Raw genomic sequence first — 24670 nt, forward strand, 5'->3', positions numbered from 1 at the left:
TTCAGCAGTCTCTTAGGGAGCGGGGGTCAGTCGAAGCTGGTGATCGCCGGGGCCGGGGGCAGGGTGACGACCGCGCCCGCGTAGCTCAGGCCGGCGCCGAAGCCGAGGAGCAGCGCGGTCTGTCCGCCCCTGGCCTTGCCGGTGGCGAGCATCTCCTCCATGGCGAGCGGGATGGAGGCCGCCGAGGTGTTCCCGGTGTTCTCGATGTCGTTCGCCATCGGCAGGTCGTCGGGGAAGCCGAGGTTCTTCTTCATCAGGTCGTTGATGCGGGCGTTGGCCTGGTGGGGCACGAAGACCTCGATGTCCTCCACGCCGACGCCGGAGGTCTCCAGCACGGTGGCGAGGGCCCGGGGCAGGGTGACGGCCGCCCAGCGAAACACCTTGGGTCCCGCCATCGTCACCACCATGCGACCGACCGGGTCGGTCTCGGGGTCTTTGTCCTGGTAGGCCTGCGCGCGGTCCATGTACTCGGGGATGTCCCAGTTCTGGCCGATCGCCTCGGCGTTCTCGCCGTCGCTGCCCCAGACGGTCGGGGAGATGCCGTTGTCCTCGCTCGGCCCGACGACCACGGCCCCGGCTCCGTCGCCGAAGATGAACGCGGTGTTGCGGTCGGTGGGATCCATGACCACCGACATGGTCTCGACGCCGACGAGCAGGACGTACTCGGCGCTGCCGGCGCGGACGGTGTCGGCGGAGACGCCGAGTCCGTAGCCGAAGCCGCCGCACCCGGCGGCGACGTCGTAGGCGGGGATGCCGTTGAGCCCGATGTCGGAGGCGACGATCGGGCCACCGTGCGGGATCTTGGTCTTCCAACTGTTGGTGGCGAGGATCAGCGCACCGATCTTCTCCTTCGCCACCCCGGAGTTCGCGATGGCCCGCTCGGCGGCCGCGGCGGCCATCGAACGCGCCGACTCGTCGCCGCTGATCCATCGGCGGTTGCGGATACCGCTCCGCTCGAAGATCCACTCGTCGGACGAATCGAGGACCTGGCAGACCTCGTCGTTGCTGACCAGGCGTCGCGGACGGTAGGCGCCGATGCCGAGCATCGAGACGTTCTGGTGTCCGGTCTTCACCGAGAGGTTGACCACTGTTGCCGATCCCTTCGCATTGCCCGCCGCAGCGATTCTACGGCCGCGCGGCCGCCGAATTCGGTGTCCTCACCAGGCGTGCACGGTGTTCTGCGCGGACTCCAGATCGTGTCCGAGCAATAGTTCGACGGCGTCGCAACCGTTGGCGATGAGGAGTTCGACCTCGCTGCGAGCCGAGGACGGAAACGGTTTCAACACGAAATCGGCGGGATCCTGCCGGCCGGGTGGCCGGCCGATGCCGATGCGCACGCGCAAATAGTCGCGCGTACCGAGTGCCTGACTGAGCGACCGCAGCCCGTTGTGGCCGCCCTCGCCGCCGCCCCGTTTGAGACGGACGGCGCCGAAGTCGATGTCGAGTTCGTCGTGGACGACGATCAGGTCGTCAGTCGTGACCGAGTAGAACTTGGCGAGCGGGCCGATCTGACGGCCGGACTCGTTCATGTAGGTGCGGGGTTTGGCCACGAGTACCGACTGGCCGCCGAGGCGTACCTCGGCGACCTCGGCGCCGGACTTCTTGTGCACCTTCCAGCGCTCGCCGGCCGAGGCGACGAGGCCGTCGGCGACCATCGCGCCGACGTTGTGCCTCGTCTTCTCGTACTTGGACCCGGGGTTGCCGAGTCCGACAATGAGTTTCACCACTTACGCAGTTTCACCACCCGAGCCGGGCAGTTCGGGGTCGGGTTACTCCGACTCCTCGGCGGCTTCCTCGGTCGCCTCGCCCTCGGCGTCGCCCTCGGCCGCGGCGTCTGCCGAGCCGTCGGCGTCGGACTCGGTGGCGGCGAGCTGAGCCTCGGTGACCGACACGATGAGGGTCTCGGGATCGGCGGTGAGGGTCACACCCTCGGGCAGGTCCAGATCAGAGGCGTGCACGGACAGGCCGATCTCGGCGCCCTCCACGCTGACGACGATCTGCTCGGGGATCGACAGGGCGTCGGCCTCGACCTCGACGACGCTGGCGTCCTGGACGACGAGGGTGCCCGGGGCGGCGTCGCCCTCGACGATGATCGCGATCTCGACGGTGACCTTCTCGCCACGACGGACGATCAGCAGATCGGCGTGCTCGATGTAGTTGCGGATCGGGTGGACGTCGACCTGCTTGGTCAGTGCGAGCTGGCTGCTGCCCTCGATGTCGAGATCGATGACGGCGTTGAGGCCGCTGTTACGCAGGATGGCGGCGAACTCGCGGGCCGGGAGGTGCAGGTGCTGCGGGTCGGTGCCGTGGCCGTACAGCACGGCGGGGACCTTGCCCTCGCGACGCGCGCGGCGGGCTGCGCCCTTGCCCTTCTCGGTACGTGTGCTGACGGACAGCTTGCTGGTCTGGGTGGCCATGACGGTCTCCTCGCGATCGGTGGGTACGTTCTGTCGGCGTCGCGACGAGCAACACCGGGCACGAGTTCCGACCGCGGGCGTTCCATTCGCCCGAAGGGCGTGAGGAAGACCTGCGATGGCCGCGCCGATCACGGTGACTGGGTCACCCTCGCCGAGACAACGGCGATCAGAGTAGTCGATGACCTGCCGGGATGTCACATCGCCCGCTCGGTTCGCCGCGCTGGGGGATACTTGTCAGCCATGACCTCACAGACGCCGATCGAGATCGTGACGACCCTGCTGGATGAGTTCGCGCGAGGCGACGTGCCCGCCGCGCTGGAGACCATCGACGAGGACATCGCCTACACGAACGTCTCGCTGCCGACGATCCGCGGGAAGCGGAAGGTGGCCGGTGTCCTGGGCGGGGTCGCGCGCAAGGAGTCGGTGGGCTTCAACTACCGGATGATCAACGTGTCCGCCGACGACACCGGCGTGGTGCTGACCGAGCGCGTCGACGAACTCCGGTTCGGGCGGCTGCATCTCCAGTTCTGGGTCTGCGGCCGGTTCGAGGTACGGGAGGGCCGGATCACGGTGTGGCGCGACTACTTCGACTACTTCGACATGACCAAGGCGCTCGCGCGGGGCGTCGCGGCACTGGCCGTGCCGTCGGTGCAGCGGCCGCTGCCCGCGCCGGCCCTGTCGGCCTGACCTGAGCGCTGCCGCGCCTCGGAGTCAGAGGATCTCGTCGAGCTTCTCGATCGGCCGGGGGATGCGAGTGCCCTTGTCGGTCACCACGATCGGACGTTCGACGAGGATCGGGTGCTCGACCATGGCGTCGAGGATCTGCTCGTCGGTGGCCGATGCGAGATCGAGCTCCTTGTAGAGGGCCTCGCGTTTGCGGACCGCCTGCGCAGGTGTGATCCCGGCGTCGGCGAACAACTCGACGAGTTGTTCGCGGCTGTACGGCTCGTCGAGATACTTCACGACTGCCGGCTCGATCCCGGCGTCGCGCAGGGCCTGCAACGCCTTCCGCGAGGTCGAGCACTTCGGGTTGTGATAGATCGTCGCGTCCACGGGTGACACGGTACCCGGCGGGGCGCCGCTTGTTGGCTGAGGTGCGGGGAGCCGCAGCTTGCTCCCTGAGGAGCGCTAATCCCTCTGCTCCCTGAGGAGCGCCAATCCCTCTGCTCTCTGAAGAGCGTCAATCCCTCTGCTCTCGGAGGAGCGCTAATCCCTCTGCTCCCTGAGAAGCACAAATCCCTCTGCTCCCTGAGGTGCGAGGAGCGCAAGCGACGAGCCTCGAAGGGCTGGCAACGTCATCTCGCCAGGACCCTTCGTGACGGCCTCCCCAAGCTCCGGCCTCCTCAGGGAGCAGTGGTTGGGCTCGCTCCAACACAACGGGTTCTTCGGAGTCCACGACGGCCGCGAGGCCGCAGATGTTGAGGTGCGAGCGCAGCGAGCCTCGAACGGTCAGGCGATGCCGTCGAAAAGGCTTGTGACAGAACCGTTCTCGAAGACCTCGCGAATCGTCTGCGCGAGCAGCGGTGCGATGGAGAGGACGGTGAGGTTCTCGAAGCGCTTCTCGGCCGGGATCGGCAGGGTGTCGGTGGCGATGACCTCCTTGGCGCCGCAGGAGGCGAGACGCTCGGCCGCGGGATCGGAGAACACGCCGTGGGTGGTGGCGATGATGACGTCGCCTGCGCCGGCGTCCTTGAGGACCCGCACGGCGCCGGCGATGGTGCCGCCGGTGTCGATCATGTCGTCGATGAGGATGCAGGTGCGTCCCTCGACCTCGCCCACCACGCGATTGGACTTGACCTGGTTGGGCACGAGCGGGTCACGCGTCTTGTGGATGAACGCCAGCGGCGCTCCACCGAGGGTGTCGGCCCACTTCTCGGCGACGCGCACGCGACCGGAGTCGGGGGAGACGACGGCGATGTTGTCGGTGCCGTACTTGCCCCGGATGTACTCGGCGAGCTGTCCCTGAGCGTGCATGTGGTCGACCGGGCCGTCGAAGAAGCCCTGGATCTGGTCGGTGTGCAGGTCGACGGTGATGATCCGGTCGGCGCCCGCGGTCTTGAGCAGATCGGCGATGAGGCGGGCGGAGATCGGCTCACGCCCACGGTGCTTCTTGTCCTGGCGGGCGTAGGGGTAGAACGGCAGGATCACGCTGATGCGCTTCGCCGAGCCGCGCTTGAGGGCATCGATCATGATGAGCGCCTCCATGACCCACTGGTTCAGCGGGTACGGGCAGCTCTGCAGGACGAAGGCGTCCGAACCGCGGACCGAGTCCTCGAAACGAACGAACAGTTCGCCGTTGGCGAAGTCGCGGGCGGTCTGCGGGGTGACCTTGATGCCCAGTTCATCGGCGACTGCTTCGGCGAGTTCGGGATGGGCACGACCAGAGAACAGCATCAGGTTCTTCTGGTTGTCAGTGGTCCAGGTCATGAAAACTCTTCTGTTCGTGTCGTTTCGGATCTGCAGGGTCGAGCGCGGGTCGGGGTGTCAGGCCGTCCCGGAGTCGTTGTCGCGTGCCTCGAGGGCCGCGCGCGCCGCCGCGGTGTCGGGCCGCTTGCGCACGACCCAGTCCTCGATGACGCGTTGTTCGCCCGCCGAGACCGCGAGGGCTCCCGGCGGTACATCTCGCCGCACCACGGTTCCGGCGCCGGTGTATGCCCCGTCGCCGACGCTGACCGGCGCGACGAACATGTTGTCCGAGCCGGTGCGGCAGTGGTCGCCGATCACGGTGCGGTGCTTGGCAACCCCGTCGTAGTTGACGAAGACGCTCGATGCGCCGATGTTGGAGTGCTCGCCGATGGTGGCGTCGCCGACGTAGGTGAGGTGCGGGATCTTGGACCCGGCACCGATGGTCGCGTTCTTGGTCTCGACGAAGGTGCCGATCTTGCCCGCGTCCCCGAGGGCCGTGCCCGGTCGCAGGTAGGCGAAGGGCCCGACGGTGGCCTCGGCGCCGATGACCGCGTCACTGCCGTGCGTGCGGATCACCTGCGCGCCGCGTCCGACGGTGACGTCGGTGAGAGTGGTGTCGGGTCCGATCACGGCGTCGGCGGCGATGTGCGTGCGCCCGTGCAGCTGTGTGCCGGGCGCGATGTGCGCGTCGGGCTCGATGGTGACGTCGGTGTCGATCCAGGTGGTGGCGGGGTCGACGACGGTCACCCCGTCGAGCTGATGACGACGGATGATGCGGCGGTTGAGTTCGGCGCCCAGGGCGGCGAGTTGGGCACGGTCGTTGCAGCCGGCCACGAGCACCGGATCGGCGACGGTGTGTCCGCGGACTGCCCGCCCCTCGCCGCGGGCGATCTCGACGATGTCGGTGAGGTAGTACTCGCCCTGCACGTTGTCCGTCGACAGCTTCGACAACCCGTCGCGCAGCGCAGCGGCGTCGAAGGCGTACACGCCGGCGTTGACCTCGGTGATCGCGCGCTGCTCCGGGGAGGCGTCCTTGTGTTCGACGATCGCGGTGACGGCGTCCCCGTCGCGGATGATGCGTCCGTATCCGGTCGGGTCGTCGGCGACGAAGCTCGTCAGCGTGACCGCGGCCCCGCCGTCGGCGAGATGGGTGTCGATGAGCGCGCGCAGGGTGTCGGCGTCGAGGAGGGGGACGTCGGCAGCGGTGACGACGACGGTGCCGTCGAAGTCGTCGGGGAGCCCGCCGAGTCCCACGCGGGCGGCGTCACCGGTCCCGCGGGGCGCGTCCTGTTCGGCGATCCCGATCTCGACGCCGAGGCCTGCCCCGATCTCGCCGATGGCAGCCGAGACCCGTTCGCGTTCGTGGCTGACGACGGCGATGAGATGCTCGGGGTCGATGCCCGCGGTCCCGTGGAGCGCGTGGCCGACGAGCGAGCGGCCGCCGATGGTGTGCAGGATCTTCGGGGTCTTGGACTTCATGCGGGTACCGGCACCCGCGGCCAGGACGATCACGGCCACGGACGGCGACGTTCCCGTCATCGAATGCCCACCCTCTTCCTGATCGGTGACTGCCACGATCATGTCTGTCCGACGGCGCCGGCGGGGGTCGCTGACCGGGTTCGCGGTCGCACGTCGGGTGCGATCCTACGCATCGGTACGCGATGGCAGAAATGCAGCGCGCTGTTTGTGGCAAAACCTCGCGACCGGGCCTGATAGAACACATAGGGACCGCAACGCCGAGCGATCAATCGGTAGATCATTGCCGTTGTCGCTGACGGAACAGGGTGGGTGCGGTGGAACCAACCATGCGCGCCGGAGTTGTCCGGCTCGCGAAACGACCACACGGAGGTAGTGAATGAGCACGCAGAAGACGGCGATCGTCACCGGGGCCGCACGGGGGATCGGTGCGGCGGTGGCCAAGCGCCTGGCCGACGACGGGCTCGCGGTGGCCGTCCTGGACCTCGACGCCGACGCCTGCGCCGACACCGTCAAGGCCATCACCGACGCCGGTGGCAAGGCCGTCGCGGTGGGTGCCGACGTCGCCGACGAGGCCTCGGTGAACGCGGCCGTGGACAAGGTCGTCGCCGAACTCGGCAAGCCGACCGTCGTCGTGAACAACGCCGGCATCACCCGCGACAACCTGCTGTTCAAGATGACCGTCGATGACTGGGATGCCGTCATGGCCGTGCACCTGCGGGGCGCGTTCAACGTCACCAAGGCCGCCCAGAAGTACATGGTCGAGGCGGAGTGGGGACGCATCGTCAACCTGTCGAGCACCTCGGCACTCGGCAACCGGGGACAGGTCAACTACTCGGCGGCCAAGGCCGGCATGCAGGGCTTCACCAAGACCCTCGCCATCGAACTGGGCCGGTTCGGCGTGACCGCGAACGCCATCGCGCCCGGGTTCATCGAGACCGAGATGACCGCCGCCACCGCCGAGCGCGTCGGCGTGCCCTTCGAGGACTTCAAGCGCGCCGCCGCCGGCCAGATCCCGGTCAACCGCGTCGGCGTGCCCGAGGACATCGCCCACACCGCGTCGTTCTTCATCAGCGAAGGTGCCGGCTTCGTGTCGGGGCAGGTCGTCTACGTGGCCGGCGGCCCCAAGGACTGATCACTCCCAGACGTCGACTCGACTCCCAGACCTCGATCGAAGTCTGTGAGTCGAGTTGACGTCGAGTGGTCACCTGGCGTGAGTGCCCGCGGGCTGTGGCACAATCGTCAGCGCAGTGATCCGCCATGGTGTAATCGGCAACACTCCTGATTTTGGTTCAGGCATTCTAGGTTCGAGTCCTGGTGGCGGAGCTCATGAGTCGCGGCGCAGCCGCGGCCTCCGGAGAGTCTCACGACGAGCAGCGGGTCCCCGGCGAGGCTCAACCCCCCGGGCGCGCCAGTCCCAGATTGTCCCGCAGCGTCGATCCTTCGTAGTCGGTGCGATACACGCCCAGCTCCTGCAGCACCGGCACCACCTCGTCGACGAACCGGTCGAGCCCGCCGGGCACGATGTGGGGCACCAGGATGAAACCGTCGGCGACGTCGGCCTGCACGAAATCGTTGATCGTGTGCGCGATCGTCTGCGGCGAGCCGACGAACGACTGGCGCCCGGTCACCTCGATGATGAGTTCACGCGTCGTCAGGTTCTTCGCCTCGGCCAGGTCGCGCCATTCGCGTGCCACGGCGACCGGGTCACGGTGCATACGCACGCTCGCGCGTCCCTTCGCGACCGTGTTCTCGCCCGGGATCGGATCCACCTGCGGCAGCGGACCGTCGGGGTCGTGGTCGGACAGATCCCGATTCCACAGCTGTTCCAGGAACTTGATCGCCGTCTGCCCGCTGACCTGTTGCAGGCGCACCTCGTGGGCGAGTTCGGCTGCCTGCGCGTCGGTGTCGCCGACGACGAAGGTGGCGGCGGGCAGCACGAGGAGTTGGTCGGGGCGTCGGCCGTACGTGGCGAGTCGTCGTTTGACGTCGGTGTAGAACGCCCGGCCGGCGTCGTAAGTGGCGTGCCGGGAGAAGATGGCGTCGGCGGTCGCGGCCGCGAACTCCCGACCCTCGTCGGAGTCCCCGGCCTGGAAGATGACCGGCCGCCCCTGTGGCGGACGAGGGGTCGGGAAGTGCCCGCGGATGTCGAACTGTGAACTGGTGAACTCGAATTCACCCGCCTCGAGGCGTGCCAGGAACCGGCCGCTCTCGGCATCGGCGACGACGTCATCGTCGCGCCACGAGTCCCAGAGAGTCGCGGCGGCGGTGAGGAATTCCTTGGCGCGCGCGTACCGTTGGTCCTCGGGCAGGTAGCCGCCACGGCGGAAGTTCTCGCCGGTGAACTCGTCCCACGAGGTCACCACATTCCAGGCCGCGCGTCCGGCGGACAGATGATCGAGGGTGGCGAATTGCCGTGCGACGTCGACGGGTTCGTTGAAGGTCGAGTTGATGGTGCCGGTCAGGCCGAGGTGGGTGGTGACCGCGGCCAACGCCGACAGCACGGTGAAGGTGTCCGGTCGACCGACCACGTCGAGGTCGTAGATCAGCCCGTTCTGCTCGCGGAGCCGCAGTCCCTCGGCGAGGAAGAAGAAGTCGAACTTCCCGCGCTCGGCGGTCTGTGCGAGGTGGACGAACGAGTCGAACTCGATCTGGCTGCCCGACGCCGGGTCGCTCCACACCGTGGTGTTGTTGACCCCGGGGAAGTGGGCGGCGAGATGGACCTGTTTGGTCATACGACACCGGCCTTTCCAGTGGCGAAACGATTGGACGGGCGCGCCAGGCCGAGGTGCCCGCGCAGCGTCGGATGGCTGTACTCATCGCGGAACAGGTTGCGGCGCCGGAGTTCCGGTACGAGCTCTCGGGTGATTGCGCGCAGGTCCTCGGGCAAGGCGGCCGGGTGCAGTCGTATTCCGCTGATCCTTGCCACCGCGGCCCAGCGCTCGATCTCGTCCGCGAGCCCGACCGGTGTGCCGGTGAAGACCGCGCTGTCGGGCGTGAACGGTCCATCGGCTAAGTCGTCGAACCGCGCCCGACGGTCGTCGGCCTCCGCCTCCGATGCGGCGAGCACGACGAACAGGTCGACGAACAGGAGTGCTGGATCGGTGATCTCGCGACCGGCGTCGGAGTGTGCGGTGCCCACGGCGTCCACCGCGCGTACGGCGTCGTCGACGTCGCGCGGGCTGATGAACCCGAGGTCGGCGCCCCGACCGATCAGCCGCAGATCGGTGGGGTGGGCGCCGGTCGCGGCGATGACCGGCCGGCCCTGCGGCGGGCGCGGCGTGATGGCGGGGCCGCGCACCGAGAAATGATCCCCGGCGAAGTCGATGTAGTGCAGCTTGTCCCGGTCGACGAAGCGACCGGTTGCGACGTCGCGGATCTCGGCGTCGTCCTCCCACGAATCCCAGAGCAGACCGAGCACGGTCGCGAAGTCGAGGGCCTCGGACGCGAGATCGGCGAGCACCGCCGGATCGTCGGGAAATCGTCGTCGGCCGAACAGCGCGGCCTCGTCCGGGTCCGCGGTCGTACGCAGCAGGACCCCGGCGCGACCCTGACTCACATAGTCGAGGGTCGCGATCGCCTTGGAGACGTGGAACGGCTCGGTGTGGGTGGCGGTCGCCGTCGGGATCAGCCCGATCGAACGGGTCGTGGGAGCGAGACGGGAGGCGAGTAGTACCGAGTCGAGTCCTCCCGTCGCCCGGTCGGTGCGGGGATGCCCGCGATGCAGGGCGAAGGTATCCGCGAGGGTGACGAAGTCCAGGACCCCGGCTTCGGCCTCGCCGACCAGTTGCTGCCAGTGCGCCGCTGTCGTGAGCGCGTTTGCCCGGGCCCCGGGCGCACGCCACGCACCCGGATGCGACCCGCAACCGTCCAGCGCCACGGCGACGCGTACGTGTTCGGTCATCGAGTCTCCCCTCGAGTCGTGTCGTCGATGTGTGTCTCCGTCTCGAACAGTGGCGGCATGACACGGGATTCCAGGGCCCGGTCATCGGATCGGCGTGGGCCTAACCCTTCCGATGTCCCGCCGATGCCGCTTCGGTGATCAGGATGAGGTGTGTTCGGCACAGGACTCGAGACGGTCGGGGAGCGGTATGACGGGACATGAACCCATACCGCTGTCGGTGCTCGACCTCGCGCCGGTCACCGAGGGAAGTGACGCGGCGACGGCGGTGCGTCGCAGCGTTGCCTTGGCCCGGCACGCCGAACGTCTGGGATATCACCGCTTCTGGCTCGCCGAGCATCACTTCGTGGCAGTGGCCAGCTCGTCGACGACCACGCTCATCGGACTCATCGCCGGCGCGACCGAGTCCATCCGCGTGGGATCTGCGGCGGTCCAGAGCGGCCTGCACACCCCGGTGTCGATCGTGGAGGCCTTCGGGACCATCGACGCGCTCCACCCCGGCCGACTGGACCTGGGTCTCGGTCGTTCCGCGCAGCGTCGCACCGAGTTGGCGACCGCCGACCGGAAATCCGCACCCCGCGAGCCCGCACCCCGACAGCCCGACGAGGTCGTCGACGGCCTGCTCATACCGTCGCCGTTCCCCGTCGAGTCGATCCTCAACGCACCGCGGGTCGTCGCCGCGTTCGAGGCCTCGCAGTTCGACGGTGGGTCGCCGCCGGACTTCGACGACGCCGTCGGTGATGTCCTGGCGCTCCTGACGGGCGGGTTCAGTCACCGCGACGTCGAACTGACCGCGGTGCCGGGGCAGGGCGCCGACGTGGCGGTCTGGATCTTCGGGAGCAGCAAGGGGCAGAGCGCCCAGACCGCAGGTGCGCGCGGGTTGCCGTTCGTCGCCAATTATCACGTCAGCCCGAGCACGGTCCTGGAGGCCGTCGAGGCATACCGAAGTGCGTTCCGGCCGTCGCCGGTCCTGGCCGAGCCGTATGTGGTCGTCTCCGCGGATGTCGTTGTCGCCGCTGATGAATCGACCGCACGGCACCGTGCATCCACCTACGGACACTGGGTGTACGGCATCCGCAGCGGAGCCGGCGCGCAACCTTACCCGGACCCTGACACGGCACGGCCGCTCGACGATGACGCGCTCCCGCTGGTCGACGATCGCGTGCGCACCCAGTTCGTCGGCGACCCCGACACCGTCGTGGACGGGCTGCGCACACTCGTGCGGGTGACCGGCGCCGACGAACTGCTCGTCACCAGCGTCACCCACGACTTCGACCATCGGCTGGCGTCGCATGAATTGCTGGCGGCCGCATGGGGATTGCGACGGAAGTGAGATGACCGGCTATGCGGCAGAGGGTTTCGGACGACGCGCCGGTGGGCGGTCGTCGTTGAGGGCGCTGCTCACCGGCATCCGGCGTCGTGTCGACGTGGACCTTCTCGCCGTGTGTGCGGCGCTGCATCCGGAGGCACCGCCCCTGGGTCTCCCGTTGGAGTCAGCAAGAACGGTCGGCCGCGGAAAGGTCTCATAACCGGGTCCCGGTGGCACCATGAGGTTCTCCGGTGACGACGGTCGTCGCCGACGAGCAGCCACGAGGACGCCCACCATGTACGAGACCCCGGATGAACTACACGAACTGCAGACCCTTCTCGACGCGTCCCTGTCCCGATCGACTGATCATCTGCGGTCCATCATCAGCAGCGAGAACACGGTCGGCGCACCGCAATTGGTCGACATCCTGACGGGCATGCGTGTTCTCGCGCTCTCGACCGTGACCGCGGCGGGCGAGCCGAGGATCAGCGCCGTCGACGGGCATTTCCTCCACGGGAAGTGGATCTTCGGCACGGCGCGCACAGCTGCGAAGGCTCGGCACCTCGCCGCCCGTCCGGCCGCCAGCGCGGCTCACATCCAGGGCGAGGAGCTCGGGGTGTTCACGCACGGGACGGTCGAGATCCTCAATCCGCTCGACGGCGACCGCGCCGATGACTGGCCCGAGTTGGTGGCCCACTTCAAGACGATCTACGGCGACGATGCGTTCGACTGGGACGTCGAGGTCATCTACTTTCGCCTGCACCCGCATTGGATGACGGTCTACGCACCGAACCAGTCTCATTGACTGTGAGTCGACGGTCAGTCGACCGGGACGATGAAGCCTTCTTTCACGAGCCAGTCGTAGGCGACGTCGGAGGGGTCGGCGCCGTCGATGTCGATGAGTCCGTTGAGTTCCTGCATGAGCTCGTCGGTGAGTTTCGCCGACACGGGAGCCATGAGTTCGGCGATTTCCGGGTTCGCGTCGTTGACGCCGGTGCTCACCACGAGGCAGCCGCTGTAGGGCAGGAAGAACTTCTTGTCGTCTTCCAGGACGACGAGGTCGAGGTTCTTGATCCTGCCGTCGGTGGAGTAGACCATGCCGAAGTTGCAGGGTTCGCTCCGTGCGGTCGAGGTGTAGACGACGCCGGAGTCCATGGTCGTCACGTTGCTCTTGGGCACGCCGCCGGGGGCGTCGAGCGGGATGTCGTATGCCTCCAGCATGGGGATGAAACCGTCCGCGCGCGAGAGGAACTCATCGTTGATGCAGAACGTCCGCTCGGATTCTGGCAGCTTCGCGATGTCGGACATCTTGGTGACGTTCAACCGCTCGGCCGTCGGCGCCGAGGCGGCGAATGCGTAGGTGTTGTTGAACGACGAAGGCGGGAGCCACTCGACACCGTTGGCGCGTTCGGCGTCACGGACGCGCTCGTACAGCTGCTGCGGATCCGCGATGGTCTCCGTCTCACCGAGATAGGTCTGCCAGGCGGTGCCCGTGTACTCCCACACGATGTCGGCGTCACCGTTGAGAACCGCTTGCCGCGAGGACATCGAACCCGGTGCGTTGGTGAGGTCGTCGACGTCGGCCCCGGCCGCTGCCAGATAGGTCGCGGTGATCTTGCCGAGCAGGACCTGTTCGGTGAAGTTCTTCGACGTCACGGCGACCGACGTGCCCTCCAGCGGGCGTTCACCGCCGGGAAGGGAAGCGGGACGGAAGGTTCCGGACGAACTCACCAGACCACACGCCGAGAGCGTCATCACGAGGGCCGCCGACGCAGCCAGGATTGCGAGTGCCCGGGAGCGCAGCGAGCGGGCCGAATGTGACCGGCGCCGGGAGCGCAGCGAGCGGGCCGAATGTGACCGGCGCCGGGAGCGCAGCGAGCGGGCCGACTGCGACCGTGTCATCATGCGATCCCCCGTGGTGTCGCGACGAGTTCGACGAGGCGGCCGAGCCAGTCGATCGTCATGGCGAGCAGGGCGACCAGGATCGCGCCCGAGACCAGCAGCTTGGGCAGGAACAGTGTGATGCCGGTGGTGATGAGCGTGCCGAGGCTGTTCGCGCCGATGAACGTGCTGAGGGTGGCGGTGCCGACCAGGATCACCAGTGCGGTCCGCACCCCGTTGAGGATGACGGGTACGGCGAGCGGGAGTTCGACCTGGACGAGGGTGCGGACGGCGGACAGGCCGATGCCCCGGGATGCCTCGACGGTCCGTTGATCGACCTGACGCAATCCGACGATGGTGTTCTGCAGGATCGGGAGCACCGCGTAGACGACCAGGCCGACGACGGCCGTGTTGAAACCGGTGCCGAGCCAGAAGGTGAACAGCACCAGCAGACCGATCGCCGGCGCCGCCTGCCCGATGTTGGCGATGTTGACCGCGATCGGGTTGAGCCACCGGAGCGACGGTCGGGTGAGCGCGATACCCAGTGGGATCGCGATCACGACGACGATGACGGTGGCGACGAGGGTCAGTTGGATGTGATCGAGGATGGTGGCGCGCAGCGCGGCCCACGACATCGACGCGCTCTCGGTGGTGGTGAACGTGGTGTTCGCGTACCAGATGGCGAAACCCACGCCGACGACCACGATCACGAGCGGTTCGAACCACACGTCGATGGGGATACGGGAGAGCCGTCGTCGAAAGCCGCTCGGGACCGACTCCGGGGCAGGCGGTTTCGCGGTCTCGGTGATCCTCGCCTCTTCGGCGATGAAACCCGTCACCGCTCGGCGCTCGTCTCGGGCGTGCCCACCGGCGCTGTCGCGGAACCGGCGCCTGCGGCCGGTTCCAGGCCGGGCTCGTCGTCGGCCGCGACGACCGGGGTCTCGACGGGAGCCGAACCCTCGGCGTGGTCGAGATAGCCGCCGTGGTCGTCATCTTCCCGCACCGTCGCGAGCTGACCGCGGATCGCTTCCATCACCGAGGCGATGTTCAGTGCCCCGACGACCGCGCCGCGTCCGTCGGTGACGAGCACGCCGCCCTGGCTCGTCGCGAGCATCGAGTCGAGGGCGTCGTTCAGCGTCGAGGACTTGGCGACGACCGGGAGGCGATGGTCGAGGTAGTCGGAGACCTCCGGCTTGGCGCGGATCTCCTCGACCGACGGCCAGGCGCGTGGGCGGCCGTGTTGGTCGACGACGGCGACCCAGTCCTCGCCGGCCGCCTTCGCGCGGGTCACCACGGCGCCGGACGGTTCTCCGACGCGGGCGGTGATCACCTCTTTGAAGTCGACATCGCGGACGCGGGTGAGGGTCAGGTGGGCGAGAGTCGCACCCGATCCCACGAACTCCTCGACGAACGGGCTCGCCGGATTGGCCAGGATCTCCTCCGGCGGCGCGAACTGTTCGATGTGACCGCCCTCGGAGAGGATCAGCACCTTGTCGCCGAGTTTGGTCGCCTCCTCGAAGTCGTGGGTGACGATGACGATGGTCTTGGCCAGCTCGTGCTGGATCGCGATCAGCTTGTCCTGCAGGCGTGCTCGGGTGATCGGATCGACGGCGCCGAACGGCTCGTCCATCAGCAGCACCGGGGGATCGGCGGCGAGGGCGCGTGCGACGCCGACCCGCTGCTGCTGGCCGCCGGACATGTCCTTGGGGAGCCGGTCGGCGAAGGTCGCGGCGTCGAGTCCGACGAGGTCGAGCAGGTACTCGGTGCGCTCGGCGATACGTTTCTTGTCCCAGTTCAGGATTCGCGGGATGGCACCGATGTTCTTGCTCACCGACCAGTGCGGGAAGAGGCCGCCGGACTGGATGACGTAACCGATGGACTGCCTCAGCTTGTCCGGGTTCTCGGCGGTGACATCGCGTCCGCCGATGTAGATGCGACCCTCGGTGGGTTCGATGAGGCGGTTGATCATCTTCAGCGTCGTCGTCTTGCCACATCCGGACGGGCCGACGAAGGCGACGATGTCACCGGCGTCGATCTCCAGGTCGAGACGGGCGACGGCCGGTGTGGTGGCTCCTCGGTAACGTTTGGCCACGCCGTCGAGGCGGATGGACTCGCCGGTGACGTTGCGGTTGTTGCCGTTCGGCGCGGACGAGGTGGCGGAGTCGGTCATGAGAGTCCCTTGGAGATGGTGAGTCGGCCGAGCAGAACCAGGAGAGCGTCGAAGACGAGGGCGATGATGACGATCAGGATCGTTCCGGCGAGCGCCATTTCGAGTGCATTGGCACCACCGAGGCGGGAAAGCCCGTTGAAGATCAGCGATCCCAGGCCGGGGCCGAGGACGTAGGCGACGATCGCGGCGACACCGACGATCATCTGGGTCGACACGCGGATGCCGGTCAGGATCACCGGCCAGGCGATCGGCAACTCGACGGTGAGCAGGATGCGCCATCTCGAAAGCCCGATGCCGCGGGCGGATTCGACCACGGCCGGCGGCACGGACCGTAGGCCGACGACCGCGTTGCCGATCACCGGCAGCGTGGCGAAGAAGGCCAGCATCAGAAACGACGGCGTCACACCGAGTCCGAACGGCACGATCAACAGGGCCAGGAGGGCAAGCGACGGAATGGTCAGTGCCACACGGCTCGACGTCAGCGTCAGCGCGCTGGCGAGCGGGAGGCGATAGACCACGGCGGCGATGAGGATCGCCACGGCCGTACCCACGAGCACTGTCTGGAATGACAGCGACGCGTGTTGATAGGTCAGAAAAGTGAGTGATCGGGCGTTCTCGCTGAGGTAATCCCACAATTGCACTGTCGGTGTCCCATCCCCGGTGTCCCACCCCCGGTGTCTGCGTCGACATTACGCAGAGTTGAACGAGACTGCCGACATTTGGACCGATCCAGTGTGACTTTCACGCGGCGTGGGTCGATCTCCGCTCGACGCGGTGCCATCCTGGATGGGTGAGTGAGACTGCGCTGACCAGCTCGGAGGTCGGACCCGACGACGATCGGGCCCACCTGGCCGAGGCCGTGCGTTCCTGGACGCGCATCGTCGCCTGGGTGCTGAGTGTCGGCGGGGCCATCGGCTTCGTCGCCGCGTTCGTGCTGACCGTGGAACGATTCGAACTGGCCGCCGACCCCGACTACGTGCCGTCCTGCAACTTCAACCCGGTGCTGAGCTGCGGTTCGGTGATGGCGCAGCCGCAGGCGGCGCTCTTCGGGTTCCCCAATCCGCTGCTCGGGATCGCCGGTTTCGCGGTCGCGATCACCACCGGGATGGCCTTGCTGGCCGGGGCGCGCCTCGCCGGCTGGTACTGGGCGGGGCTACAGGTCGGGGTCACCGCGGCGACGGTCTTCATCGGGTGGCTGATCTATTCGAGCCTCTACTCGATCGGGGCGCTGTGTCCCTACTGCATGGTCGTCTGGGCGGTCACGCTGCCGATCTTCGTCCTGGTCAGCGTGCGCAACGCGCACGCGAGCGGTCTCACCTCGCGGTCCCGTGTCGCGCTCGCCCTGGCCCGCAATCACGCCCCCATCCTCGTCGCGGCGGTCGGCCTCGTGATCGTGCTGATCGCGGTGCGATTCTGGTCGTACTGGTCCAGCCTGTACTGAACCCGACCTCGCGCGACCGCTCGGAATCTCCCGAGATGCACCACTACGCTGGGCCCATGGCTATCGGGCGTCCATCGGAGGGTTCGGCGGAGGTGCAGCGCGCGCCGCGGGCACGGATGACCGGCGCGCAACGGCGATTGCAGCTCATCGAGGTGGCGCGCGGGCTGTTCGCCGAACGGGGTTTCGAGGGCACGTCGATCGAAGAGATCGCGCAGCGCGCCGGTGTCTCGAAACCTATCGTCTACGAGCACTTCGGCGGCAAAGAAGGTCTGTACGCGGTGGTCGTCGACCGTGAGATGGAGACCCTGCTGGAGATGGTGACCTCGTCGCTGTCGAAGAACCGCTCGCTCTATCGCATCCAGCAGGTCGCACTCGCGCTGCTGACGTACATGGAAGAGCGCACCGACGGCTTCCGCATCCTGGTCCGCGGCGACAGCACCGCGAGCACGGACGAGACGGCGACCTACTCGAGTCTCCTGAACGACGCGATCAGTCAGGTCGAGCACATCCTGGCCGGGGACTTCGAACGACGCGGCTTCGATCCCGCCCTCGCACCGCTCTACGCCCAGGCGCTCGTCGGGATGGTGTCGGTGACGGCGCAGTGGTGGCTCGACGTCCGCGAACCGTCGAAGGAGGTCGTGGCGGCGCACCTGGTCAACCTGTGCTGGAACGGGCTCACCCGACTCGAACCCGATCCCGAACTCGTCGGGCCCGACTACGTCGAATCGCGCAAGCGGACCACCGTCGACGACGCATGACCGGGGGCCCGGCCCACACCCGACCCGAGGTGCCCGGCACGGGGCCCGGACCGCGTCTATTGTTGATTCACTCTGCGTCCCCCGGCCGGAAGGATCAACCGATGTCGACCCCGCACGGCGCCGGCCGGCCGGCCATCGCATCCCGCTGAGGCGCCGCGCGTGGAGACCGTCGGCATCTACCTGGTCGTCATCTTCGCGTGCGGGTTCCTCGCACGTGTGGCCCGCCTGCCGACCCTCGTCGGCTACCTCGCCGCGGGGTTCATCCTGCACGCACCGGGAATCGACGAACTGCCGATCATCGACACGATGGCCGAACTGGGCGTCACGATCCTGTTGTTCACGATCGGGCTCAAGCTCGACGTGCGGATGCTGCTCCGGCGCGAGGTCGTCATCACCACGGCGGCGAACCTGCTCGTCATCCTCGGGCTCACAATGGGTTTCCTCGGCGTCCTGGGTGCCATCGGGGTGCGGCTGCTCGCCGGCGAGGGCTGGGAGACGGTGGCGCTGTTGGGATTTGCGCTGTCCTTCTCGAGCACGGTGTTCGTCGTCCAGGTACTCGACGAGCGGTCGGAGTCGCATTCCCTCTACGGCCGGATCGCCATCGGCGTCCTCGTGCTGCAGGACATCGTCGCCGTCGTCTATCTGACCGCCATGCAGGGCGAGCCGCCGAGCCCCTGGGCGCTGGCCCTGGTGTTGCTGATCCCCGGCGCGTGGATCGTCCGGCGGTTGTGGAACACCCTCGGCCACGGCGAGTTGCAGACGTTGTTCGGGATCGTCATGGCGCTCGTACCCGGCTACTGGCTCTTCGAATCCGTGGGTGTCAAGGGCGACTTCGGCGCGATGATCATCGGCGTCCTCCTCGCTTCGCACCCGCGTGCGGGGGAGTTGTCGCGGACGTTGTTCGGTTTGCGTGAGCTGCTGTTGGTCGGTTTCTTCGTGTCGATCGGCCTGCACGTCACACCGACGACCGAGACCGTGCTGCTCGGCCTGCTCCTGCTCATCCTGCTGCCGCTCGAGGGAGCGGTGTACACGCTGGTCCTCTCGCTGTTCGGCCTGCGTCGCCGGACGTCGATCCTCACCGGACTCGCTCTGGCCAACTTCTCGGAATTCGGGCTCATCGTGATCGCGACCGGTGTGGGGGCAGGCATCATCGGCGAGAACTGGCTGGTGGTGACATCGGTCGCGGTGGCGGGAAGCTTCGTGTTCTCCACCCTCGTCAATCGACGCGGCACGGGCCTGGTGACCCGGCTGTCGGCGTTCGTCCCGACCACGGCCGCCGCCCGGGCGCACCCCGACGACGCGCCGATCGTGCTGGCGCCGGCGCGCGTACTCGTCCTCGGGATGGGTCGCGTCGGCCACTCGGTCTACGACCGGCTGATCGACGAATACGGCCTGCCCGTGATCGGCGTGGAGAACGACCCGCTCAAGGCGAGCGAACTGGCCCAGCAGGGTGTCCGGGTACTCGACGCCGACGCCACCGAGACCGATTTCTGGGACCGGGCCGTCGGCGTCGGCGACCTCGAACTGCTCGTCCTGGCCATGCCCTTCCACGGCTCGAATCTCGTGGCGCTCGAACGGATCGAGGAGCTCGGCGTCACGGGGACCATCGCCGTCGTCGCGCAGTACGACGACGAACGCGACGAGTTACTCCAGCGAGGGGCCGACGTGGCGTTCCACATCTACGAGGGCACCGGCGTCGGATTGGCCGACGCGGCTGCCGAGGCCGCGGGTCTGGAACGCTGAGCGACGGCTGACCCCGACCCGGTGGCCAGGCCGGTCAGGCGCCCGCGACGGGAGCATCGTCGCCGTTCCAGAGGTCCTTCTGCATGTAGACGCAGTCGATCCACTGCTCGGCCTTGTGACCGATGGCGCGCAGGCGACCCACCTCGTCGAATCCGAACCGCCGGTGCAATGCGATCGAGCCCTCACCCCCGGTCGCGGCGATGACCGCGACGATCTGGCGGACGTTGTCCGGGTCGGCGCGGGCGAGCAGCGCGGACATCAACGCGGTGCCGATCCCGCGCCCCCCGTGACCGGGCCGCACGTAGATCGAGTCCTCGGTCGACAGGTCGTACGCGGGCATCGTCCGGAACGTCCCCAGGTAGGCGTATCCGACGACGTGCTCGACCCCGTCGTCGACCGCGCGGGCCACCACGAACGGCCGGCCCGCAGCGGTGATCGCGGCGTGCTTGGCATGCCACTGCGAGACCGACGGAACCAGGTAGTCGAAGGTCGCGACGGTGTGCTGCACGTAGTGCGCGTAGATGTCCGCGACGGCCTCGCAATCGTCGATCATCGCGTCTGACACGCGGATCGGGGGCGAGGTCGCGCCGGAGGTGCGGTCGCTCATGCCGATGAGAGTAGGGCAGGGGCGCCGACGGCGAGAACTCCGTCGGGACGAGTCCGCCGACCGGGCAGGGCGGGCCGATCGGCGACCCATACAATCGACGGAGTGTCGACGCTGTCTGCCCTGTCCGGTCTGGCCACACTCGCGTGTGCGGACAAGTCCTTCCGCGAGGTGCACAAGCACCGCGACGAGCGCCGACTGGACATCACCGCGCCGGATGCCGCGCGCCCCTTCCTCGTCTCGTGCCTGGTCACCGATGCGCAGGCGCCGCTGTTGGTCGTGTCGGCCAACGGCCGCGAGGCCGACGATCTGACGGCCGAGCTGGGCGAACTCCTCGACGACGCCGGGGCCGTCGCACAGTTCCCGTCCTGGGAGACGCTGCCGCACGAGCGGCTCTCCCCGAGTGCAGACACCGTCGGACAGCGACTGGCCGTGCTGCACCGCCTGGCGAACCCCGGCGACACCCCGCTGCGGGTCGTCGTGACCACTGTTCGCTCGCTCGTCCAGCCGATGGCACCGGGCCTCGCCGACGTCGCCACGGTGACCCTGCGTGAGGGCATCGAGGTCGACTTCGACGCACTGCTGTCCCAGTTGGTCGAGATGGCCTACGAGCGCGTCGACATGGTCGGCCGACGCGGCGAGTTCGCGGTACGCGGCGGCATCCTCGACGTCTTTCCGACGACCGCCGATCATCCGGTGCGCGTGGAGTTCTGGGGCGACGAGATCACCGAGATGCGTGCGTTCTCGGTGGCCGACCAGCGCAGCCAGCCCGAGGTCGAGACCAGCGAGGTGCGGATTCACCCGTGCCGTGAACTGCTCCTGACCGAGAAGGTCCGTGCGCGGGCCGCCGATCTCGCGGCCGCCGATCCGGGCGACACGACCATGACCGAGATGTTGGGCAAACTCGCCGAGGGCATCCCGGTGGAGGGGATGGAGGCGCTGATCCCCGCGCTCGTCGACGGCGACATGCAGTTGCTGACCGAGGTGATCCCCGACGGCACACGGGTCCTCATCCTCGACCCGGAGAAGGTGCGGACCCGGGCCTCCGATCTGTCGAAGACGGGTGCGGAGTTCCTCGAGGCGTCGTGGACCGCCGCCGCCATGGGCGCCTCGGCGCCGATCGACGGCCGGTCGTCGGAGAGCCTCGGCATCGACCTGCAGGCCAGCGCGTACCGCTCTCTCGACGAGGTGCGGAAGGCGACGCTCGCCGCCGGCCGGCCCTGGTGGACCCTGAGTCCACTCGCGACCGGCAGCGGTGACGAACTCGAACTGGACCTGGCTCCCGGCCCGGCGCCACGGGGCGACGACCGCGAGATCGCGGCGACGTTCGCGCAGTTGCGCGCCCACGTCTCCGACGGCAAGACGGCGGCGATCGTGGTGGCGGGCAAGGGCACCGCGCAGCGTGTCGGCGAACGACTGTCCGACGCCGAGGTGCCCTACGTGATCGCCGAACCCGGGCATCGGCCGCAGCCCGGCGAGGTGACCGTCTTCTGCGCGCCGCTGCGTGCCGGGATCGTCTGTCCCGACGCGGGTCTCGTGGTGGTCGCCGAGGCCGACCTCACCGGTACACGGGTCGCGAACGTCCGGGACGGCCGCCGGCTGCCGGCGAAGCGGCGCAACCAGGTCGACCCGCTCGCCCTGGCCGCCGGCGACCTGGTGGTGCACGACCAGCACGGCATCGGCCGGTTCGTCGAGATGATCGAGCGGACCGTCTCGGGTGCCCGGCGCGAGTACCTCGTCCTGGAGTACGCCTCGAGCAAACGCGGCCAGCCGGCCGATCGGTTGTATGTCCCGATGGACGCACTCGACCAGCTCTCGCGGTACGTCGGCGGCGAACAGCCGTCGCTGTCGAAACTCGGCGGGTCGGACTGGCAGAACACGAAGCGCAAGGCGCGCAAGGCTGTTCGCGAGATCGCCGGCGAGCTCGTACAGCTTTATGCCGCCCGCCACGCCGCGCCCGGACACGCATTCGGTCCCGACACCCCGTGGCAGCAGGAAATGGAAGACGCCTTCGACTTCACCGAGACCGTGGATCAGCTCACGGTCATCGCCGAGGTCAAGGCCGACATGGAACGTGCGGTGCCGATGGATCGCGTCGTCGTCGGCGACGTCGGTTACGGCAAGACCGAGATCGCCGTCCGTGCCGCCTTCAAGGCCGTCCAGGACGGCAAGCAGGTCGCGGTCCTGGTCCCGACGACGATTCTCGCGCAACAACATCTGCAGACCTTCACCGAACGGATGAGCGGCTTCCCGGTGCGCGTGCGCGGCCTGTCGCGTTTCACCGATGCCAAGGAGTCACGCGAGATCGCCGAGGCGATGTCGAAGGGCGAGGTCGACGTCGTCATCGGTACCCACCGACTGTTGCAGACCGGGATCGTATGGAAAGACCTCGGACTCGTGATCGTCGACGAGGAGCAGCGGTTCGGTGTGGAACACAAGGAACACATCAAGTCGCTGCGCACCCATGTCGACGTGCTGACGATGTCGGCCACCCCGATCCCGCGCACGCTGGAGATGTCGATGGCCGGGATTCGCGAGATGTCGACGATCCTGACCCCGCCCGAGGAACGGCACCCGGTGCTCACCTACGTCGGCGCCTACGCGCCCAAGCAGGTCGCCGCCGCCATCCGCCGCGAGCTGTTGCGTGACGGCCAGGTCTTCTACGTGCACAACCGGGTGTCGACCATCGACAAGATGGCCAAGGACATCGCGGCGATGGTCCCGGAGGCGAGAGTCGTTGTCGCACATGGGCAGATGGGCGAGGATCAGCTCGAGCGCACGGTGTCGGGATTCTGGAATCGCGAGTACGACGTGCTGGTCTGTACGACGATCATCGAGACCGGTCTGGACATCTCGAACGCCAACACCCTGATCGTCGACCGCGCCGAGAACCTCGGCCTCTCGCAGCTACATCAGCTGCGCGGTCGCGTCGGTCGCAGCCGCGAGCGTGGATACGCCTACCTGCTCTACAGCCCCGACCGGCCGCTGACCGAGACCGCCTACGACCGCCTGGCGACGATCGCGCAGAACAACGAGCTCGGCGCGGGAATGGCGGTGGCGCTGAAGGATCTCGAGTTGCGCGGCGCCGGAAACGTGTTGGGCGCCGAGCAGTCCGGGCACGTCGCGGGCGTCGGCTTCGATCTCTACGTCCGGCTGGTCGGCGAGGCGGTGGAGGCTTACCGTGCCGCCGCGGACGGGAAGCCCGTCGAATCCCGGGAGACGGGCGAGGTGCGCATCGACCTCCCCGTCGACGCACACATCCCGGTCGAATACGTCGATTCCGACCGCCTGCGTCTCGAGGCGTACCGCAAGCTCGCGTCGGCGACCGACGACGCCGCGGTCGACTCGGTCCTCGTCGAACTCAACGACCGCTACGGCCCACCACCGGTGGAGACCACGCGGCTGGCGTCCATCGCCCGGCTGCGCTTGCGATGCCGGGAGCGGGGGATCACCGAGATCGGTCTCGCCGGACAGGGAATGAAGATCTCGCCGCTGTCGCTGCTCGACAGCGAGCAGGTACGTCTTCGTCGCCTGTACTCGTCGGCCACCTACCGGGCGACGACGTCGGTGGTCACGCTGCCCATCCCGCGCACCGGAGGCGTGGGGTCGGCGCGCCTGCGCGACGACGAACTGATCGAGTACCTGACGACCTTCCTCACCCAATTGCGGCCGGAGCCGGTCACGTGACGGTGGTGCTGCTGGACCCGGCGCGGCCAGACCTGATCCCCATCCGCGCACGCTCGTGTCTAGCCGGGCCGGTGCAGGTCACCGAGGACGTGCCCGCGGCGATGCTGTGGGAGTTCGACCACGTCGAACCCGTCTTCGACGACGCACCCGTCGATCCGGGATCGGTGCTCGTCAGTACCGATCCCGAACATCCGCTGGTGCAGGCGCGAATCGCGCGCGGGGAAGACGTCATCGCGGCGCAGACGGTCTCCGGCATGGCGCTTCTCGAGTCCGTGGCATTGATGGACACATTGCGTCGGAACGGCCCGTGGGAGAGCACCCAGACGCACCACTCGTTGCGGCGTTACCTGCTCGAAGAGGTCTACGAGTTGCTCGACGCCATCGAGGCCGGTGACCCCGTGGAGCTCCGTGAAGAACTCGGCGACCTCCTGCTGCAAGTGCTGTTCCACGCGCGCATCGCCGCCGACGACCCGCAGTCGCCGTTCGACATCGACGACGTCGCACGGAGTTTCACGTCGAAGGTGACCGGCCGGACCCCCGGTGTGCTGTCCGGCGCCCACTCGGATCTGGAGACCCAGATCCGGGAATGGGAGGAACGCAAGGCGGCCGAGAAGCGCCGCGGCTCGGTGTTCGACGGCGTCGCCACGACCCAGCCCGCTCTCGCCCTGGTGCAGAAGGTCCTCGAACGGCTCACCGCGGCCGGTTATCCCGTCGACACCATCCCCGCGGAGACCCTGACCGTGACGGTCGTCGCCGGCGGCGACAGCGTCGAGGCGCAGGCGCGGGACCGAGCGCTCGCGTTGATGGCGGACGTGCACGCGGCAGAAGCGCGTGCGGCCGAGCGAGGCGTCACCCTCGACTCGCCCGAGGCGTGGTC

Annotated in this window: 23 protein-coding genes and 1 tRNA gene; 11 read left to right on the forward strand and 13 right to left on the reverse strand. The window is 68.1% G+C overall.

The window, feature by feature from the left end; all coding sequences use genetic code 11:
* Window positions 1-26: 26 nt before the first annotated feature.
* From M4D77_RS11105 to M4D77_RS11115, 3 genes are all read right to left on the reverse strand, one after another.
* Complete coding sequence (locus M4D77_RS11105) at window positions 27-1046, reverse strand: beta-ketoacyl-ACP synthase 3 (RefSeq protein ID WP_396266576.1); 1020 nt, start codon at window positions 1044-1046, stop codon at window positions 27-29.
* 111 nt (window positions 1047-1157) lie between these two features.
* Window positions 1158-1724 carry an aminoacyl-tRNA hydrolase gene (pth, locus tag M4D77_RS11110; protein ID WP_259936214.1) on the reverse strand — a complete coding sequence of 189 codons (567 nt, stop codon included), beginning with the start codon at window positions 1722-1724 and terminating at the stop codon, window positions 1158-1160.
* 45 nt (window positions 1725-1769) lie between these two features.
* Complete coding sequence (locus M4D77_RS11115) at window positions 1770-2417, reverse strand: 50S ribosomal protein L25/general stress protein Ctc (protein WP_137808845.1); 648 nt, start codon at window positions 2415-2417, stop codon at window positions 1770-1772.
* A 240-nt stretch (window positions 2418-2657) separates the two neighbouring features.
* Between M4D77_RS11115 and M4D77_RS11120 the strand changes: the two genes are divergently transcribed.
* Window positions 2658-3104 (forward strand): limonene-1,2-epoxide hydrolase family protein, encoded by a 447-nt coding sequence (locus M4D77_RS11120; protein ID WP_259936205.1) that lies wholly within the window; start codon window positions 2658-2660, stop codon window positions 3102-3104.
* A 24-nt stretch (window positions 3105-3128) separates the two neighbouring features.
* Here the strand turns inward: M4D77_RS11120 and arsC are convergent, their stop codons facing one another.
* The 3 genes from arsC to glmU all read right to left on the reverse strand — a co-directional run bounded on the left by arsC (window position 3129) and on the right by glmU (window position 6362).
* Window positions 3129-3470 (reverse strand): arsenate reductase (glutaredoxin), encoded by a 342-nt coding sequence (gene arsC, locus M4D77_RS11125; RefSeq protein WP_137808843.1) that lies wholly within the window; start codon window positions 3468-3470, stop codon window positions 3129-3131.
* A 396-nt stretch (window positions 3471-3866) separates the two neighbouring features.
* A complete protein-coding gene (locus tag M4D77_RS11130; protein ID WP_004022643.1) occupies window positions 3867-4844 on the reverse strand; it encodes a ribose-phosphate diphosphokinase in 978 nt (325 codons plus the stop codon).
* Window positions 4845-4901: 57 nt separating this feature from the next.
* Window positions 4902-6362 (reverse strand): bifunctional UDP-N-acetylglucosamine diphosphorylase/glucosamine-1-phosphate N-acetyltransferase GlmU, encoded by a 1461-nt coding sequence (glmU, locus tag M4D77_RS11135; protein WP_259936215.1) that lies wholly within the window; start codon window positions 6360-6362, stop codon window positions 4902-4904.
* Window positions 6363-6678: 316 nt separating this feature from the next.
* Between glmU and fabG the strand changes: the two genes are divergently transcribed.
* A complete protein-coding gene (gene fabG, locus M4D77_RS11140) occupies window positions 6679-7434 on the forward strand; it encodes a 3-oxoacyl-ACP reductase FabG (protein ID WP_137808842.1) in 756 nt (251 codons plus the stop codon).
* A 119-nt stretch (window positions 7435-7553) separates the two neighbouring features.
* Window positions 7554-7625: transfer RNA gene (locus tag M4D77_RS11145), tRNA-Gln, on the forward strand.
* Between the two features lie 68 nt (window positions 7626-7693).
* Here M4D77_RS11145 and M4D77_RS11150 read toward each other — a convergent pair.
* Complete coding sequence (locus M4D77_RS11150) at window positions 7694-9034, reverse strand: NtaA/DmoA family FMN-dependent monooxygenase (protein WP_259936206.1); 1341 nt, start codon at window positions 9032-9034, stop codon at window positions 7694-7696.
* Complete coding sequence (locus tag M4D77_RS11155; protein WP_259936207.1) at window positions 9031-10203, reverse strand: LLM class flavin-dependent oxidoreductase; 1173 nt, start codon at window positions 10201-10203, stop codon at window positions 9031-9033. The genes M4D77_RS11150 and M4D77_RS11155 overlap by 4 nt, the downstream gene beginning before the upstream one ends.
* A 187-nt stretch (window positions 10204-10390) precedes the next feature.
* On the opposite strand from M4D77_RS11155, the gene M4D77_RS11160 reads away from it, so the two are divergent.
* From M4D77_RS11160 to M4D77_RS11170, 3 genes are all read left to right on the forward strand, one after another.
* Window positions 10391-11533, forward strand: a complete 1143-nt coding sequence (locus M4D77_RS11160) for an LLM class flavin-dependent oxidoreductase (protein WP_078112136.1) — start codon at window positions 10391-10393, stop codon at window positions 11531-11533.
* Window position 11534: 1 nt separating this feature from the next.
* Window positions 11535-11729, forward strand: a complete 195-nt coding sequence (locus M4D77_RS11165) for a hypothetical protein (protein ID WP_259936208.1) — start codon at window positions 11535-11537, stop codon at window positions 11727-11729.
* Window positions 11730-11804: 75 nt separating this feature from the next.
* Entirely contained in the window at window positions 11805-12314 is a 510-nt protein-coding gene (locus M4D77_RS11170) for a pyridoxamine 5'-phosphate oxidase family protein (protein ID WP_078112135.1), read from the forward strand.
* Between the two features lie 14 nt (window positions 12315-12328).
* Here M4D77_RS11170 and M4D77_RS11175 read toward each other — a convergent pair whose 3' ends face one another.
* From M4D77_RS11175 to M4D77_RS11190, 4 genes are all read right to left on the reverse strand, one after another.
* Complete coding sequence (locus M4D77_RS11175; RefSeq protein WP_078112134.1) at window positions 12329-13264, reverse strand: glycine betaine ABC transporter substrate-binding protein; 936 nt, start codon at window positions 13262-13264, stop codon at window positions 12329-12331.
* Between the two features lie 146 nt (window positions 13265-13410).
* Window positions 13411-14229: an ABC transporter permease gene (locus M4D77_RS11180; protein ID WP_058250826.1), complete on the reverse strand. Its 819-nt coding sequence runs from the start codon at window positions 14227-14229 to the stop codon at window positions 13411-13413.
* On the reverse strand, window positions 14226-15560 hold the full coding sequence (locus M4D77_RS11185) for an ATP-binding cassette domain-containing protein (protein WP_137810734.1): 1335 nt from the start codon (window positions 15558-15560) through the stop codon (window positions 14226-14228). Before M4D77_RS11185 ends, M4D77_RS11180 begins: the two co-directional genes overlap by 4 nt.
* Window positions 15557-16201: an ABC transporter permease gene (locus M4D77_RS11190; RefSeq protein WP_058250824.1), complete on the reverse strand. Its 645-nt coding sequence runs from the start codon at window positions 16199-16201 to the stop codon at window positions 15557-15559. The genes M4D77_RS11185 and M4D77_RS11190 overlap by 4 nt, the downstream gene beginning before the upstream one ends.
* Before the next feature lie 149 nt (window positions 16202-16350).
* On the opposite strand from M4D77_RS11190, the gene M4D77_RS11195 reads away from it, so the two are divergent.
* The 3 genes from M4D77_RS11195 (at window position 16351) to M4D77_RS11205 (ending at window position 19502) form a co-directional block, all read left to right on the forward strand.
* Window positions 16351-17001: a vitamin K epoxide reductase family protein gene (locus tag M4D77_RS11195; RefSeq protein ID WP_259936209.1), complete on the forward strand. Its 651-nt coding sequence runs from the start codon at window positions 16351-16353 to the stop codon at window positions 16999-17001.
* Between the two features lie 56 nt (window positions 17002-17057).
* Window positions 17058-17759 (forward strand): TetR/AcrR family transcriptional regulator, encoded by a 702-nt coding sequence (locus tag M4D77_RS11200; protein ID WP_068971913.1) that lies wholly within the window; start codon window positions 17058-17060, stop codon window positions 17757-17759.
* Window positions 17760-17918: 159 nt separating this feature from the next.
* The gene (locus M4D77_RS11205; protein ID WP_259936210.1) at window positions 17919-19502 is read left to right on the forward strand and encodes a cation:proton antiporter family protein; all 1584 of its coding nucleotides are present in this window, start codon (window positions 17919-17921) and stop codon (window positions 19500-19502) included.
* A gap of 34 nt (window positions 19503-19536) precedes the next feature.
* On the opposite strand, the gene M4D77_RS11210 is transcribed toward M4D77_RS11205, so the two are convergent.
* Window positions 19537-20109, reverse strand: a complete 573-nt coding sequence (locus M4D77_RS11210) for a GNAT family N-acetyltransferase (RefSeq protein ID WP_259936211.1) — start codon at window positions 20107-20109, stop codon at window positions 19537-19539.
* Window positions 20110-20211: 102 nt separating this feature from the next.
* On the opposite strand from M4D77_RS11210, the gene mfd reads away from it, so the two are divergent.
* Both mfd and M4D77_RS11220 read left to right on the forward strand, forming a co-directional pair.
* Complete coding sequence (mfd, locus tag M4D77_RS11215) at window positions 20212-23793, forward strand: transcription-repair coupling factor (protein WP_065630920.1); 3582 nt, start codon at window positions 20212-20214, stop codon at window positions 23791-23793.
* A partial coding sequence (locus M4D77_RS11220) for a MazG family protein (RefSeq protein ID WP_259936212.1) occupies window positions 23790-24670 on the forward strand: 881 nt, incomplete at its 3' end. The genes mfd and M4D77_RS11220, both read left to right, overlap by 4 nt.

It is taken from the genome of Gordonia sp. p3-SID1431 (assembly GCF_025143765.1).
Lineage (GTDB): Bacteria > Actinomycetota > Actinomycetes > Mycobacteriales > Mycobacteriaceae > Gordonia > Gordonia hongkongensis.

What these genes read in the sequence shown, in the direction of transcription:
- M4D77_RS11105 (WP_396266576.1), bottom strand. Translation starts at nt 1,046, where the DNA reads ATGCTCGGCATCGGCGCCTACCGTCCGCGACGCCTGGTCAGCAACGAC.
- M4D77_RS11115 (WP_137808845.1), bottom strand. Translation starts at nt 2,417, where the DNA reads ATGGCCACCCAGACCAGCAAGCTGTCCGTCAGCACACGTACCGAGAAG.
- M4D77_RS11120 (WP_259936205.1), top strand. Translation starts at nt 2,658, where the DNA reads ATGACCTCACAGACGCCGATCGAGATCGTGACGACCCTGCTGGATGAG.
- M4D77_RS11130 (WP_004022643.1), bottom strand. Translation starts at nt 4,844, where the DNA reads ATGACCTGGACCACTGACAACCAGAAGAACCTGATGCTGTTCTCTGGT.
- glmU (WP_259936215.1), bottom strand. Translation starts at nt 6,362, where the DNA reads ATGACGGGAACGTCGCCGTCCGTGGCCGTGATCGTCCTGGCCGCGGGT.
- fabG (WP_137808842.1), top strand. Translation starts at nt 6,679, where the DNA reads ATGAGCACGCAGAAGACGGCGATCGTCACCGGGGCCGCACGGGGGATC.
- M4D77_RS11150 (WP_259936206.1), bottom strand. Translation starts at nt 9,034, where the DNA reads ATGACCAAACAGGTCCATCTCGCCGCCCACTTCCCCGGGGTCAACAAC.
- M4D77_RS11155 (WP_259936207.1), bottom strand. Translation starts at nt 10,203, where the DNA reads ATGACCGAACACGTACGCGTCGCCGTGGCGCTGGACGGTTGCGGGTCG.
- M4D77_RS11160 (WP_078112136.1), top strand. Translation starts at nt 10,391, where the DNA reads ATGACGGGACATGAACCCATACCGCTGTCGGTGCTCGACCTCGCGCCG.
- M4D77_RS11165 (WP_259936208.1), top strand. Translation starts at nt 11,535, where the DNA reads ATGACCGGCTATGCGGCAGAGGGTTTCGGACGACGCGCCGGTGGGCGG.
- M4D77_RS11170 (WP_078112135.1), top strand. Translation starts at nt 11,805, where the DNA reads ATGTACGAGACCCCGGATGAACTACACGAACTGCAGACCCTTCTCGAC.
- M4D77_RS11175 (WP_078112134.1), bottom strand. Translation starts at nt 13,264, where the DNA reads ATGACGCTCTCGGCGTGTGGTCTGGTGAGTTCGTCCGGAACCTTCCGT.
- M4D77_RS11185 (WP_137810734.1), bottom strand. Translation starts at nt 15,560, where the DNA reads ATGACCGACTCCGCCACCTCGTCCGCGCCGAACGGCAACAACCGCAAC.
- M4D77_RS11200 (WP_068971913.1), top strand. Translation starts at nt 17,058, where the DNA reads ATGGCTATCGGGCGTCCATCGGAGGGTTCGGCGGAGGTGCAGCGCGCG.
- M4D77_RS11210 (WP_259936211.1), bottom strand. Translation starts at nt 20,109, where the DNA reads ATGAGCGACCGCACCTCCGGCGCGACCTCGCCCCCGATCCGCGTGTCA.